Origin of the sequence: Pseudomonas khorasanensis, from assembly GCF_014268505.2 — a bacterium.
Taxonomy (GTDB): domain Bacteria; phylum Pseudomonadota; class Gammaproteobacteria; order Pseudomonadales; family Pseudomonadaceae; genus Aquipseudomonas; species Aquipseudomonas khorasanensis.
Genome location: NZ_JABWQP020000004.1, coordinates 339,061 through 354,101, shown reverse-complemented (window position 1 = coordinate 354,101; position 15,041 = coordinate 339,061). Strand labels below are relative to the sequence as shown.

Sequence of the window (15,041 nt, the reverse complement as noted above, 5' to 3'; positions counted from 1 at the left end):
CTCTGGCGCCGACATCACTACCGCGGCATGGTTCCACCGTGCCACCTGAGCATTGTCAACAAACCCCCGCCCAACAACTGTAAGAACGCATTAATCACAAAGCATTAATCCCGCCATGTCTCGGCCATTTCCGACTGTTAATTGGCCAACACCCATACTTTGGTGGGTTATTTGCCTGTCATTAATGGCGTTTTTGCTTGGATCAGCTAGCTTGGAAATAGCGAAATAGTTGCATGTTCAGCTGCCGAATCAGTACGCCTCTCACGAGCAATGCAATGCAATCGGTTGTGCAGCAGGAAAGGGAGAGCCGTCATGAACAGTCGCATCACCATGGGCCTTGCAGCATTGCTGTTGCTCGGCGCCGTTTTTCTCGGTTACTGGGGCCTGGTCTTAAGCCGTCAACCGGCCCCAGTCGCCGAGGCACCCGCTGCTCCGGCAGTGTCTGTTGAAAAAACTGTCGCGATTGCCGAAGACCAGACTCGCCAGCCTGTGGTGGTGCTGGTCCGCGACGTGCCGCCGTTCACAGCATTGACCGCTGCCGATGTGGCCGTGGAAAAACTGCGCAGCGCGCCGGCCGGCAGTTTGAGTACGGTCGAGCAAGCCGTTGGCCGCACGCCCTGGCGCCACCTCAGCGCCGGCACCTGGCTCAGCGACGAGAGCTTCCAGGCCGGCGGCGCGCTGGCGCGCATGATTCGCAGCGACGAACGCGCGCTGACCGTGGCCGTGGATGAAGTGATCGGTGCCGCCGGGCAACTGCTGCCAGGCGATTACGTCGATGTGCTGATTTACCTGCGCGAGGATGCGAGCAACCTGCAGCAATCGGCACAAATCGCCGTCCCGGCCTTGCGCGTGCTCGGCGTCGGCGATCAATACGGCCTGACCAACGACGGTCAACCGGCATCGCCCAACCTCAACGCAGACGAAAAACTCAAACAGGATCAACGCCGGATCGCCGCCCGCACCGTGGTGCTGGCGGTGCCGGAGCAACTGCTCAGTCGCCTGATGCTCGCCACTCAGGTCGGCACCTTGCGCCTGGCCGTGCGCAGCAGCGAAGAGCAACGACTGGCTAAATATTGGGCCGGCGAAGCGCAATCGCCCGCGCACCTGGACCGCGCCAACAGCCAGCTTTTCCAGTTCACCCAACTGGCTATGGGGAGCGCACAAAGAGCACCGTCCACCGCCAATGCCGGCGCTGCGCCACGGCCAGCGGTGGAGATCATTCGCGGCAATCAGATCAGCCAACAAACCCCATGACTGCGCAAGGATTCACGTGCATGCAGAGTCGACTCAGACCGACATTCAAACCTGTGCTCCGGACCTTGCTGCTGATGGGACTGTCGATGGACGCGGCCCTGGCGGCTGTCGGCAATTGCTCGGCTCTGCCGCGACTGCCCTCGGTGATCGAGATCGGCGAAGGGTTCCAGCAGGACATGCAGTCACCGGTCGCGATCACTCGTCTGGCGATCGGTGATCCGAAAATCGCCGACGTGCACGCCAACGGCGGTTCGTCGTTTCTGCTGACCGGTGTCGGCCCGGGCGCCACCAGCCTGATGGTCTGGACCGCGTGTTCGGCGCAGCCGCAACAAGCCATGGTCTTTGTCCAGGGAGCGGCCACCACAGCCCTGACCAGCAGCTCGCCGTCGGACGATCCGACCTTGCCGTCGCAAGTGCAGACCGACATCCGCTTCGTCGAAGTCAGCCGTACCAAACTCAAGGAAGCCACGGCGTCTCTGATCGGCACCCGAGGCAATTTCCTGTTTGGCTCGCCCGGCACGTTGCCGCCGATCGACGGCGTTCCACAGCCACGCCTGCCGGTGGACAACTCGCTGTTCAACTTTTCCTGGGTCGGCGGCAAAACCATGGCGATCATCAACGCCCTGGAAACCAGCGGTTTCGCCTACACCCTGGCGCGGCCGAGTCTGGTGGCGCTGAGCGGCCAGAGTGCGAGTTTTCTTGCCGGTGGCGAAATCCCGATTCCGGTGCCCAGCTCCGGCAGCGACAGCGTGTCGATCGAATACAAGGAATTCGGCATCCGCCTGACGCTGACGCCGACCATCATCGGCCGAGACCGCATCGCCCTGAAGGTCGCCCCGGAAGTCAGCGAACTGGATTTTGCCAACGCGGTGAACATTGCCGGAACCACCGTTCCGGCCCTGACCATTCGCCGCACCGACACCAGTGTGTCGCTGGGCGATGGCGAGAGTTTCGTCATCAGCGGCCTGATCAGCACCAGCAACAGCTCGCAGGTAAACAAGTTTCCGGGCCTGGGTGACATCCCGGTGCTGGGCGCGTTTTTCAAGGGCTCGCAGATCAAGCGCGAAGAGCGCGAGCTGCTGATGATCGTCACCCCGCACCTGGTGCAGCCACTCGCGGCCGATGCCAGGCTGCCGTCGTTGCCGGGGGAAAAACTGCGCAACTATGACCCGAACTTCTATCGCATGTTCTTCCTCGAGAACGGCAACTTCGACAAGCGCAGCGGGTTGTCCCAATGAGCCAGAACCTGAGCCAGACCTTCCTCGCCATCACCCGCAACAGCACCGATCTGGAATGGCTGCAAAGCGCCCTCGCGCCGCTGGGTCAAGTTGTCAGCGCGGGTGCCGGCAGCCTCGACGAACTGCTCGCCCTGGTCGATGTCACTTTCGCCAATCTGGTGTTCGTCGGGCTCGACCGCGAGCATGTGGTCGCCCAGAGCGCGCTGATCGAAGGGGCGCTGGAAGCCAAGCCGATGCTGGCGATCGTTGCCCTGGGCGACGGCATGGACAATCAGCTGGTGCTGAATGCGATGCGCGCCGGGGCGCGGGATTTTGTCGCCTACGGTTCGCGCTCCAGCGAAGTCGCCGGGCTGGTGCGGCGCCTGAGTAAACGCTTGCCGGCCGTCACCCCCAGCACGCAACTCGGCGGCCTCACGGTGATGTACGGCGTGCAGAGCAGCTCCGATGGCGCCTTGCTCGCCAATCACATGGCCACGGTCATACAGAAAAGCGGTCAGCAAACCCTGCTGCTCGATCTCGGTCTGCCCCGTGGCGACAGTCTGGCGTTGCTGGGCCTGGAGAGTTCGTTCCACTTCGGCGACGCCCTGCGTCATCTGCGTCGCCTCGACACCACGCTGATCGACAGCGCCTTCACCAGCGCGCAGAACGGCCTGCGGATTCTGGCCTACGCCAACACGGACGAGCCACTGGACACCACCAGCGCCGCCGAGCTGTACATGTTGCTCAGCGCCCTGCGCCAACACTTTCAGCACATTGTGGTGAACCTCGTTGGCCAGGCCGACAGCGAAGCGTTGCGCACCTTCGTCAGTCACTGCGACAAGCTGCTGTGGTACACCGACCAGAACGTGCTCAACTGCCGACGCAACCTCGCCGTGCTCAATTTATGGCGCGAAAAAGGCATGAAGCTTGATCACGGCAGGCTGCTGGTCGATCGCTACCTGAGCAACGTCGCGCCCGACTCGGAGACATTGGGCAGGACCTTCGATCTGGAGGTAATTGCGGTGCTGGCCTTCAGTCCCGACGTGCGCCTGAACGCGAAAAATCAGGGCGTCAGCCTGTTCGAACTGGCACCGCGAGAAAAACTCACGCAGAGCCTGCGGGCACTCGGCGAGCGACTGGCCAAACGCTCCGAAGCCTTGAGCAAACCGAAAACCACCTGGTTTGACCGCCTGCGAGGCAGCTCATGAGCGCAGAAAAACTGTTTGGCGCAACGCCACGCGGCGCCATCGGCAACACCGACCACGAGGGCCTGAAGCTGGTCCTGCACCGCTACATCATCGACGCCATCGAAGAGTCGGGGAAAAACCTGCTGGAAGGATCACGCCAGCAATTGGCGCAATTTGTCACCGACAAAGTCTGCGAATACATCGCCCGTCTGCACCTGGCGATTTCCCGCTACGAGATGGAGCGACTGGCCGAAGAAATCGTCGACGAACTCACCGGTTTCGGGCCACTGGAAGTGCTGCTGCGCGATCCGTCAGTGACGGAAATTCTGGTCAACGGCCCGCACCGGGTATTTATCGAGCGCGATGGCGTGTTGCATCAAAGCGATTTGCGCTTTATCGATGCGCATCACGTCGAGCGGGTCATGCAGCGTATTCTGGCGCCCCTCGGGCGGCGTCTCGATGAGTCCTCGCCGATGGTTGACGCGCGCCTTCCGGATGGCAGCCGGGTCAACGCAATCATTCCGCCGATTGCCCTCGACGGTCCGTGCCTGTCGATTCGAAAGTTTCGCAAGGACATGCTCAAAAGCACCGACCTGATGGCCATGCAAACCATCGATCTGGCGATTTTTGAATTTCTGCAGAACGCTGTCGGCAAGCGCTGCAACATCCTCATCAGCGGCGGCACCGGCACCGGTAAAACCACGTTGCTGAACATCCTCAGCCAGTTGATCGATCCCCACGAACGCCTCGTCACCATCGAAGACGTCGCGGAACTGCAACTCGGCCACCCTCACGTTGTGCGTCTGGAAACCCGGCCGCCAAATGCCGAGGGCCACGGCGAGGTCAAGGCCAGCGACCTGATTCGCAACGCGCTGCGCATGCGCCCGGACCGGATCATTCTCGGCGAGATTCGTGGCGTCGAAGTGGTCGACGTGCTCACCGCGATGAACACCGGCCACGACGGCTCGATGAGCACCGTGCACGCCAACAATGCGCAGGATGCCTTGCTGCGTCTGGAAACACTGGTGGGCCTGACCGGGCGTTCGATCGCCGAACGCACCCTGCGCCAGATGATCTGCGCCGCCCTCGACGTGATCATCCAGTTGGCGCGCATGCCTGATGGCCGGCGCTGTGTCAGCGAGGTGGTGGAAGTGGTCGGTATTCGCGAGGACGTTTACGTCACCAATACCCTGTTTCGCCTCGACCGCCGCACGGGTTTCGGCTTCGTGCGCGAAGCGGTCAACCCGGCCGGCGACAAGTTACGCCACGAGATTCACCTGGGCTGACGGCGAGGAGCAGGCAGATGCTGGGACCGTTCATTTTAATCGCCCTGTGCCTGATGTTGCTCGGGCTGTCGATTCATCTTTTTCTGCAAGGCCTGCGCAAAACAGCGACGGAAAAAGTCCTCGACCGACTCGCCGCCGGACAACCGCAACGAGTTGTCGAGCAGACAAGATGGGTGGGGCTGGAGCGCATGTTTTTGCGTGCCGGACTGGGCCGGCCGAGCGAGCGTTTCGGGCTATGGCTGAGCCTGTGGGCAGCGGCCATGGGCCTGGGATTTTTGACCGCAAGCTGGGTCGGGTTGGTGGTCATGCTGATCGCGCCACCCGTGGCGTTGCGGCTGTACATCGCCATTCGCTACCGGCGCCGGATCAGACGCATGATCGAGCAATTGCCGCAATTGCTTGATCACACCGTGCGCAGTCTCAAGTCCGGGCGCACGCTCAGCGATGCGGTCATGGGCGGCATCGAAGCCAGTGAGGATCCGCTGAAAACCGCCATGGGCCGGGTGCAACGCAATGTGCAACTGGGCGTGAACCTGCCGGACGCAGTCAGCGATTTTGCCGAACTCTACGAGCAGGACGAACTGCGCATGTTCGCCCTGGGCCTGAAGGTCAACCATCGCTACGGCGGCAACGCCAGCGAACTGCTGGAAAATCTGATCAAACTGATTCGCGAACGCGATCAGGGCGCTCGCCAGTTACGCGCGCTGACCGGCGAAACGCGCATGACCGCCTGGGTGCTCGGCACATTGCCGTTGATTCTGGTGAGCTACTTCATGCTGACCAACCCCGGCTACATGCTGGGCATGTGGAATGACGAAAGCGGCCAGACCATGCTGCTCAGCGCCGCCGCGTTGCAGGTGCTGGGCAGTCTGGCGCTGTGGCGCATGTTGCGGAGTGTTTGACATGGTCTGGCTCGCCGCTCTGTTGTTGCTGCTCGGCTCATTGCTATTGGTAGGCAATCACCTGCTCACCGAGCGCCGCCGCGTACGCCAGGTGAACCTGCGCTTGCAGGGCCGTCTGGTGCGCGAAAACCGTTTCGGCACCTGGCTGCGCGCACTGGGCAACAGCCGCTTCGGCCGACGTTCGGTGAGCATCGACAGCGAAACCCAAATGTTGCTTGGCCGCCTCGGCTGGCGCCGCGCCAACGAACGCGCCCTGTTCGCCGCCTGCCAGATCGGCACGCCGCTGCTGGCGCTGGGGCTGGCGATCTTTCTGCAAGAAGTGTTTTTTCCACAGACCACCCACCGCTGGATGGCGCCGATGTTCGCCGCAGGCGGCGGCTATCTCTTGCCCAAACGCATACTCGCTTACGCCGCCGGGCGCCGGCAGAAAACCATCGCCGTGGAAATATCCACCTTCATTCCGCTGCTGCGCATCCTCTTCGAATCCGGCATGGCGGTGGAACAAGCCCTGCGCGTGCTGAGCATCGAAGCGCAAAAACTGCTGCCGGAACTGACCAGCGAATTGCGTTTGACCCTCAGCCGCGTCGACTCGGGCCTGGAGCTGGGTCAGGAACTGAACAAGACTGCGGTCATGCTGGCAGTGGACGAATTCACCGACACCTGCGTGATCCTGCAGCAACTGATCCACCAGGGCGGCGGCGCGATGAAGTCGCTGCTGGCGCTCAAACAATTACTGGATGACCGTCGCCTGACCCGCCTGCAGGAGTACATCTCGAAAATGTCCGCGAAGATGTCGGTGGTGATGATGCTGTTTCTGTTTCCTGCGCTGCTGATCGTACTGGCCGGCCCGGGCTTCACCGCGATTGCCCGAGCGTTTGCAAACTGACCCTGACTCGTGGAGAGCGTTTGATGAAAGTATTGATAGTCATGGCAAGTCTGCTGCTGCTCGGCGGTTGCGCCACGGACGGCCAGGCGCCGTGGACCTCGCTGCTGTCGCCGTCCAGTTGCAGCAAACTGACCTCGGAGCAGGAACTGTCGCTGAACCTGGCCGACGACCTGGCCAACGACGGCAAACTCCACGCCAGCCTGGCCAACCTGCAAAGCCTGCCGGACAACCTCAGCGAAGTGCGCCTGCGCAAAGCCAAGGTCTATCGCCTGCTCGGCCGCAGCGAAGCCGAGCCGTTATACCGCAGCCTCCTCGGCGGCTGCCTCACCGCCCAGGCCGAACACGGCCTCGGCCAGCTCTACGCCGCCCGTGGCGACAACGGCCAGGCCCAGGCCCACCTGCAACGCGCCGTCCGCCTGGCGCCCACCGACGAAAAAATCCGCAACGACTTGGGCGTGGTCTACCTCAACCAGCAGCGCCTCAACGAGGCGAAATTCGAATTCCTCACCGCCATCGAACTGAGCCAGAACAACCAATTGGCGACACTGAACATGGTCACCTTGTTGCTCTACCAGAACGACTGGCAACAAGCCGCCGAAATCGTCAGCCGTTCGAAACTGACCCCGCAGCAATTCACCGAAGCGCAGCAACGCGCGGAAAAACTCAAAGCCCCGGCCAACACCAAAGCACCGCCCGGCGATCAAGTTGCGGTCTTCACCGACCCGCTACCGCCGTCGCTCAAATAAGGAGACAGCCATGAACATCCGCAAAGGCCTGTGCTACCTGACCCTGCTCACCCTGCCCGTCTGCGCCCACGCCATCGACACCGGCCCCGCCTCGGCGCAACAACAGGAAACCGAAGGCTGGCTGGTCCTGCAAAGCCGCAACAAAGCCGCCTCACCCAAACCCCAGAGCGCCACCGCCACCGAACGAGAACTGGCGATGCAGCGCTGGTTGAAGAAGTACCAGTACGAGATTCCGGATTTCTATGATCCGGATGCGGGGGGGAAGGTTGAGAGCAAGAATTAGCTGAGCGGCGTTCTTTTTGGCCCCTTCGCGAGCAGGCTCGCTCCTACAGTTTGGATCGTGTGCATTCGGCGAGGAACAGGTCGGCTATCAGGCCGCCTTTGCGGGCAGGCTCGCAGAAAAGCAAAAGCAAAAGCAAAAGCAAAATCAAAAGATCGCAGCCTTCGGCAGCTCCTACAGTTGGATTGCGTAACACTCAAGAACAGATCGGCTGTCAGGCCGCCTTCGCGAGCAGGCTCGCTCCCACAGAAAAGCAAAGCAGCGCAGCTGCCCGCGGCGAAGCCGCCCCACTCAACAATGAGCGCAAGCTCGAGTACCGCTCTTGATCTTGATCCACGGGCGACGTCGGAAGGCTGAGTGGAGGGATTGATCTGGGGGTGGGAGCGCAGCGACCGTTTGGCGCAGCCAAACACAGCGAGTGTAGGTGCAGCGAAGCAAACCGGAGCCGCTGCGCCCGGATCGATCCCGGAGCGAAGGAACCCGAGCCTGCGAGGGCCGAACGTAGGAGCTAGCGTTTTTTGCTTACTTTTTTAGGCGCTTGTAAAAAAGTAAGTCGCCGTCAGGCGAAACCGCCAGCAGCTGCTACCGAAGCAACGGATATTCACCCAACCAACCCAAAGCCTGGTCGGCCCAAAGGCCGCCAAGTCAATGAGCCGTAACGCGCTGCCGCGCCCCAACCCCGCTGGGCGACAAAGCCAACGCCAACTGCGTCCGATTATGCATATGCGTCAACCGCAGCACCTGCGACACATACAGCTTCACCGTGTTCTCGGTAATCCCGAGCTCACAGGCAATCTGATAATTGGTCTGCCCCTTCCCCACCAATCGCGCCACGTCCAACTGGCGCGGCGACAATTGACTGAAGACCGCAGGGATCTCAGCGTCACCGGGCTCACCATCGACCGACACCGGCGCGGGCGTGCGCCGAACTTTATCCAGATCCTGATAAAGGTCATCAATCGACTCGGACAAAAACTGCAACTTCTGATTCAGGTGCCCCAGATGCAGATTCTTCTGTCGTTCATGCAAAGCCAACTGCTGACGCTGCACCCCTTCGAGCAACTCATCCAGAACAATCGGTTTCTGATAATAATCGGCAATCCCCGCGCGCAACGCCTTGATCACATCCTGCTTGTCGGCGCGCCCGGTGAGCATGATCGCCTCGAACACCCGCTGCTTGCCGGCCAGCGTCTGCAATGCCTGAATCAACTCGATGCCATCCATGTCCGGCATGTGCAGATCACTCAGCACCAGACCAATGTCCGGGTCCGCCCTGAACAGCTCAATGGCTTCAAGACTCGACTCGCACGGCACGCAACGGTAACCGCTGCTCTCAAGAAACTCACAGAGTTCTTCGACAATCAGCGGCTGATCATCGACCACAAGGATTTTTACCGCAGTAGGCTTGTTCACGAACCACTCCATTGCTCGGGCCAACGCTGACGATTCCTGCACTTTGGTGGCGTATACACCTGAACTGAAAGTAGACCCACTTTCCGACTATGTACATAGGACTAGTGGCACCAAGCGATCAGGTAATCCAGATCAGGGAAAGCACAACACCGGTCAACACGAACGGTGCAAATGGCAGCTTTTTTGACGCATCAGGCTTCAGATATCGCAGATGCTCTCTAAGTCCTTGAGACATATGAAGCCAGACTCTTGGCGCGAGCAGCAGCCAGATCACGCTTGCAACGCCGGCGCCGATAAATGCGCCAAGAACAAACACGCCGTTCGTCGCAAGACCCAAGGCTGTCATTAATTTCACATCGCCGGCCCCCATGCGGCCCATGACGTAACCGGGCAGCGTCAGCGCCACGGCGATCAGGCACGCCCAGCCGCCCTGGGTCGCGTCGGCGCCCAGCCAAGTGGTGCCGTTGGTCAACAGCCAGACCAGTGCCAGCGCGCCCACGCCCAGGGTCAAGACGTTGGAAATCCGCCGCTGCCGGACGTCTTGCGCGGCACACAATGCCAGCCACATCAGAAGAATAAATATCTGCATCCGGTAAAAACCGTCCGTTTCGGCTGAATGATTCTATGCTGATACTACGCAGTGATGGTCAGGGTAGACGCACGCATGAAAACCGGCTTTCGCAGGTCACAAAAAGGTGCGGTGGCGATCGAGTTCGCCTTGGTGTTCATCATCTTTTTCGCCGTGTTTTACGGACTGGTGAGCTACGGCCTGCCCTTCGTCATGATGCAATCATTCAATCAGGCCACCGCCGAAGCAGTGCGCCGCAGTGTGGCGGTCGATCCGACGACGCCCAACTATTCGACGGTGGTGGTCAGCACTGCCAATGCCGCACTGACTCAACAATTGCAGTGGCTGCCGTCGGCACTGAACCTGGTGGTCGGGGTGGACACCAGTTCGGTGTATGACACGGGCAGCGGCACACTGACCGTCAGCGTCAATTACCCGGTGAGCAAACTGAATCAGATCATGCCGTTTCTGGTGCTGCCGGGCGTTGGCACGGTGCCCAATCTGCCCACCCACCTGACCGCCCGCTCGAGCCTGCAATTTTGACAACCGGCGATAACCTCTTCGGGCGATTGCTCAAGCGCTCACCCACCGCTGCCCACGACCTGCCGGACCGACTCGGCGTGCCGCCCACCGGTCTGCATCTGTATCTGGATGGCAACGGCGACGTGTTGCAAATCGCCGGCCCGCTGCGGCATTTGCTCGCCCAGCACAAACCTCACGACCGTCCCCTGCCGCTCAGCGCCTATGTGCTGCCCCACAGCTTATTGAGCATCGAAGGCCAGCCCAGGGATTGGCAAGGACAATTGCTCGACCTCGACTTCCCCGGCCTGAACGATCAGCCCTTGCACCTGCGCGGCTGGGTGCAAGTGCTGGGTGACGGCTGGCTGCTGCAGATGCTCGACATCGCCGACCTGCTGCTCGAGCGTCAGCAATCGCGCCACCGCGACGCGTGCCAGACCCTCGCCGCGCAGATCAGCGATCATCTGCGCACCTGCAGCCTGACGCGTCTGTCAACGGTGCTCGGCGAACAGTTGCAGGCCATCGCCCAGCGCTGGCACATCCCCTGTCTGGCCGTGGCTCTGCTCGATGAGCAGACCCAGGGCTGGCAGATTCATCAGCAGTTTCGCGGCCACGATGCCCCCGAACTCTGGGTGGACGGGCAACGGTTGGGCACGCCTCTGGACAGCCTCAACGGCAGCGCACCTCAGCGTCTCGACGGCCAGCAGGGTCAATATGAACACTCGCGATTACAGGCCACATTCGGCAATGCCAACGGTTTCGCCGTGCCCTACAGCAATGATCATGGTGTGGTGGCCTGGCTGCTCTGCGGTTTTTATTCAGTCGATGCCGTGGCGCCGTGGCTGACAGACCGTGACTGGCTGACCCTGGCCGGCGCGCTGGCCGGGCCGCTGCTCAGCCGCTTGCGCGAACAACGCCACCAGCAATCCATGGAGCGCCTCGAATCGTTACAGAACCTGCTCGGCACCGGTTGGTGGGAGATCAATCACGAAGCGATTTCGGTGGCGCCGTCGCTGGCCACGACGCTGGGTCTGAGCGAATGCACGTTGCCGGTCGAGGACTGGCTGATGTTCTTCCATCCCGCCGATCGTGATGAATTGCGCAGCCGCCTGCGCGCCCTGCAATTGCAAGGAGAAGCGTTGACGCTGAGCGTTCGTCTGCACCGCGCGGAGGCCGGGCAGGCACCCGCCTGGTATCGCATTCAGGGCCAGGTCAGCGGCACGGGTGAGCACCGACGGTTGACCGGCTTCATGCTCGATATCAGCGACATCCAGAATCAGCAACAGCGGGCCGCTGCCGCACACGCGCGGCTGGACAATCTGATCGCCAGTTCGCCGGCGGTGATTTACGTCCAGCGCTATGAGGAAGGCGCGCTGATTCCGGCATTTTTCAGCGCCAGCCTGCAACCTCTGCTCGGCTGGACGCTGGCCGATTGCGACGCCGCCGCACTGGGCGAACGCGTGCATCCCGACGACCGCGAAGTGTATTTCCAGCGCAGCCGTCAGTTGCTGCGCGAAGGCTCGGTGCGCACGCGATATCGACTGCGCGACAGCCGTGGCGAGTATCACTGGTTGCTCGATGAGGCAAAACTGTTGCGCAACGATCTCGGTCTGCCGGTCGAAGCGGTCGGTCTGTGGCTGGACGTCACCGACGCAACGCTCGCCGCCGAGCAGGTCAGGCAGAGCGAGGAGCGCTACCGGATTCTGGTGGAAGATTCGCCGGCGATGATCTGCCGTTATCGCCCGGACCTGACGCTGACCTTCGGCAATCGTCCACTGGCAACCTATCTGGAATGCGCGCCGGAACAGTTGCCGGGCATTGATCTGGGCGGCTGGATGTCGGAGGAACAGCGCGCTGCTTTTCTTCAGCGCCTGACGCAACTGACCCCGCAACATCCGGTGAGCACCGCCGAGATCAGCCTGCAATTGCCCGGGCGCGAGCATGCGTGGTGGGTCTGGTCGGATCGTGGGGTGTTCGATGAGCGCGGGCAACTGGTCGAAGTGCAAGCTGTGGGCCGCGACAACACCGAGGTGCGCCGCTCACAACAGCAACTCACCCAGAGCGCGAAAATGGCCACGCTTGGCGAAATGGCCACCGGCCTCGCCCACGAGATCAATCAGCCGCTGAACGTGATGCGCATGGCCATCGTCAACGTGCTCAAGCGCCTGGGCAACGGTGATGTGCAGGTCGATTACCTGACCGACAAACTCCACCGCATCGACGCTCAAGTGCAGCGTGCAGCGAAAGTCGTGGACCACATGCGCGTGTTCGGCCGGCGCTCGGAAATCGAACAACAGCTCTTCAACCCGGCGCAGGCCATCGAAGGCACGCTGTCGCTGCTGGCCGAGGGCATGCGCGGCAAAGGTGTGGATCTGCGCATCAGCGAGACCGGTTTCGAGGCGCAGGTGCGCGGTTACGTCGATCAGCTCGAACAGGTGCTGATCAACCTGATGGTCAACGCCCGTGACGCCTTGCTGAGCAAACGCGAGAACGACTCGGCGTTCAAGCCGTGGATCTCGATTTACGTCGAACGTGACGAGGAGAACGTGCGGCTGTGGGTCGAAGACAACGGCGGCGGTATCGACCCGCGATTGCTGGAGCGGATCTTCGAGCCGTTTTTCACCACCAAACCGATCGGCGTGGGCACGGGTCTGGGTTTGTCGGTGAGCTACGGCATCATCGCCAACATGGGCGGCGAGTTAAGCGTGCGCAACTCGGCGCAGGGGGCGCGCTTTTGCATCGAACTGCCGTTGGCGACGGACGATCAGATCACCAGATAGGCCTTGCCGGTCTGCCCGCACGTCATATTGGCGCCCACTTCGGTGTTCATCAGGCTGATGCCCAGGCCTTTGAGCAGGTTGTTCAGCAGCGGGTCGAGCACAGGACTGATCAAACCGGTGATCACCGGCAACAGTCGGTTGGTGACATCGCTGATCAACGAGGCCACGCCCGGGACGATGGCGCCCAGCGGATTGCTGCCCACAGGTTTGTAGACGATCAGGTTGATGCCTGACAGGGTGCTCGACAGGCTGCCGACAATGTTGCTGGCCGGTGCGGCAGGCAGGATGCTCGGCGGCAGTTTCAGATTCGCCGGGGTGGCGAACGGCGTGGTGCTGGAGAACACCAGGTCCTGCGTGGTCTGCGCGACGCTGGTGTCGAGTTTGATGGCGATGCCGCCGGCGCCGAATTGAACGTGCGTGGCCGGGTTGCAACTGCCGAGGCCGAGGATCTTGTGGCAGGTGACGATGCCCAGATCGACCAGCGGCAACGGCGCCACGGTGGGCTCGGCTGCCGATGAAAACGCGTCCGTCGCATCGATCTTGCCGAGTTTGAGATCGGCAACTGCGGTCACGGTGTGCGCCGTCAGACTTTTGCTGCCGACGCCACCTGTCGGGCAACGAAAATCGGTGACATAACTTTTCGCGCCGCCGGCGTCCAGCGCGATGTCGATTTGCGGTGACGGCAGCAGCTTCGGATCGAGCTGTTGGCAACCGGCGCCCAAGAGGCAAACCAGCGAGTTGAGCGTGTCCACCAGATTCAGGCTCAGCAATGCATTGAGCGTCGGCGTCAGGGCACCGACCAATCCCAATACCGCATTCGTAAGCCCCGTCACGCCGGACAACACCGGCAGGTTCATCGATAGCAGCGTACGAACCTGCGCGGTTCGCACATAAATCCGGTCAGGCCCCAACGGGTTGGCCTTGGCCCGCGCGGGATCGCCAATCGCAGAAAACTGCGGCGGCTCGATCACCTTCACGCGCACCGTGACTCCGGCCAGGCCGAGCACGTTGACCGGCAAGGTCGCCGCCACCGCGCTTTTGCTGTTGGCCAGTTGCACCACGCCTTGCACCAGTTGCAGCAATTGCAGATTGGCATCCAGACCCGCCGCCGTGGTGCCGGTTTGCAGTTGCAGAATTTCACCCAGTTTGACCGGGGCCGCGTTGATCGCGGCGACCTGTAACTGACCCAGTGCGGTGACCACTTCAGCGGTCGCGCCATTGAGCTGCACCACCGTCGCAGCCGCCTGAATCAGTTGAGTGACGGTGGCCTGGGTATTGAGCAACTGGGCGTAATTACCCGCCCCGACGTTGAGGTTGATTGCCAGTTGGTCGAGGTATTTAAGCAGATTGATATCGGTGTTGAGCAGGCCATCCCAGCCCACGGCCGTGAGGTTGACGTTGCCACCGAGCAGTCCGGAAAACAGCGGATTGAGGATGTTCGACTGGGCGGTGTTGATGCTGGCGAGGGTGCTGCGGATGTTCAGTTGGGCGACGGTCGCCTGGGGTTTGGCGGCAACCGCCGACGCCTCAAGGGTGGTATTGAGGCTGACCGGCGTGGCGCTGAACAAGGCCTGCACGCCACCGATAAAACTGGTGGTCACCGTGCGGCTGGCCGCGACTTTCACGGCGGCTGATTGTGTGGCATCGACAGTAAAGCTGCGCAAACCGCTGGCGCCCGTGGCCAGCGTGCCGCAAGTAGTGGCGAGGGTATTGTCGGCATCGACGATGTAGCCATTGCGCACCGCACTTTGCCCGGCGTAACTGGCCGCCGTCAGCCCCGGCAGACAATTGCCGCCACGGCTCACGGCTTCGAGGGCGGCGTTATCCACCACGCGCTGCAGTTTGCGCTGCTCCATGTACAGGCGACCGCTGTCGACCACCAGCAGCATCATCACCAGCGCCAGGCTCAGAGTGGCGGCCGCCATCAATCCGATCGCCCCACGTTGCCGGGCCGGGCCGTTGCATTGCGAACCAGGCGACATGGCGCACTCCTTTGCCGGCGC

Annotated in this window: 13 protein-coding genes; 10 read left to right on the top strand and 3 right to left on the bottom strand. The window is 61.7% G+C overall.

Annotation, left to right across the window (positions count from 1 at the left end; all coding sequences use genetic code 11):
• Positions 1-312: 312 nt before the first annotated feature.
• The 8 genes from cpaB to HU727_RS13015 are packed head-to-tail and all read left to right on the top strand — an operon-like array spanning position 313 to position 7,761.
• Positions 313-1,254, top strand: coding sequence for a Flp pilus assembly protein CpaB (cpaB, locus tag HU727_RS13050; RefSeq protein WP_186531550.1), 942 nt, complete (start codon positions 313-315; stop codon positions 1,252-1,254).
• 20 nt (positions 1,255-1,274) lie between these two features.
• On the top strand, positions 1,275-2,492 hold the full coding sequence (locus tag HU727_RS13045) for a type II and III secretion system protein family protein (protein WP_186531551.1): 1,218 nt from the start codon (positions 1,275-1,277) through the stop codon (positions 2,490-2,492).
• Complete coding sequence (locus HU727_RS13040; RefSeq protein ID WP_186531552.1) at positions 2,489-3,679, top strand: CpaE/TadZ family protein; 1,191 nt, start codon at positions 2,489-2,491, stop codon at positions 3,677-3,679. Before HU727_RS13045 ends, HU727_RS13040 begins: the two co-directional genes overlap by 4 nt.
• Positions 3,676-4,944 (top strand): TadA family conjugal transfer-associated ATPase, encoded by a 1,269-nt coding sequence (locus HU727_RS13035; RefSeq protein ID WP_186531553.1) that lies wholly within the window; start codon positions 3,676-3,678, stop codon positions 4,942-4,944. Before HU727_RS13040 ends, HU727_RS13035 begins: the two co-directional genes overlap by 4 nt.
• A 17-nt stretch (positions 4,945-4,961) precedes the next feature.
• Entirely contained in the window at positions 4,962-5,846 is an 885-nt protein-coding gene (locus HU727_RS13030) for a type II secretion system F family protein (protein ID WP_186531555.1), read from the top strand.
• A 1-nt stretch (position 5,847) separates the two neighbouring features.
• The gene (locus HU727_RS13025; protein ID WP_186531557.1) at positions 5,848-6,732 is read left to right on the top strand and encodes a type II secretion system F family protein; all 885 of its coding nucleotides are present in this window, start codon (positions 5,848-5,850) and stop codon (positions 6,730-6,732) included.
• A gap of 23 nt (positions 6,733-6,755) precedes the next feature.
• Positions 6,756-7,478 carry a tetratricopeptide repeat protein gene (locus tag HU727_RS13020; protein ID WP_186531559.1) on the top strand — a complete coding sequence of 241 codons (723 nt, stop codon included), beginning with the start codon at positions 6,756-6,758 and terminating at the stop codon, positions 7,476-7,478.
• Positions 7,479-7,488: 10 nt separating this feature from the next.
• Positions 7,489-7,761: a DUF3613 domain-containing protein gene (locus tag HU727_RS13015; protein WP_186531561.1), complete on the top strand. Its 273-nt coding sequence runs from the start codon at positions 7,489-7,491 to the stop codon at positions 7,759-7,761.
• Between the two features lie 642 nt (positions 7,762-8,403).
• On the opposite strand, the gene HU727_RS13010 is transcribed toward HU727_RS13015, so the two are convergent.
• Both HU727_RS13010 and HU727_RS13005 read right to left on the bottom strand, forming a co-directional pair.
• Entirely contained in the window at positions 8,404-9,171 is a 768-nt protein-coding gene (locus HU727_RS13010) for a response regulator (RefSeq protein ID WP_186531562.1), read from the bottom strand.
• Between the two features lie 118 nt (positions 9,172-9,289).
• A complete protein-coding gene (locus HU727_RS13005; protein ID WP_186531563.1) occupies positions 9,290-9,760 on the bottom strand; it encodes an A24 family peptidase in 471 nt (156 codons plus the stop codon).
• A gap of 75 nt (positions 9,761-9,835) precedes the next feature.
• Here HU727_RS13005 and HU727_RS13000 point away from each other — a divergent pair, with 75 nt between their 5' ends.
• On the top strand, positions 9,836-10,282 hold the full coding sequence (locus HU727_RS13000; RefSeq protein WP_186531564.1) for a TadE/TadG family type IV pilus assembly protein: 447 nt from the start codon (positions 9,836-9,838) through the stop codon (positions 10,280-10,282).
• Complete coding sequence (locus HU727_RS12995; protein ID WP_186531565.1) at positions 10,279-13,038, top strand: PAS domain-containing sensor histidine kinase; 2,760 nt, start codon at positions 10,279-10,281, stop codon at positions 13,036-13,038. Before HU727_RS13000 ends, HU727_RS12995 begins: the two co-directional genes overlap by 4 nt.
• Here the strand turns inward: HU727_RS12995 and HU727_RS12990 are convergent.
• Entirely contained in the window at positions 13,023-15,020 is a 1,998-nt protein-coding gene (locus tag HU727_RS12990) for a pilus assembly protein TadG-related protein (protein WP_186531566.1), read from the bottom strand. The two genes, HU727_RS12995 and HU727_RS12990, sit on opposite strands and share 16 nt — an antisense overlap.
• Positions 15,021-15,041: the final 21 nt, after the last annotated feature.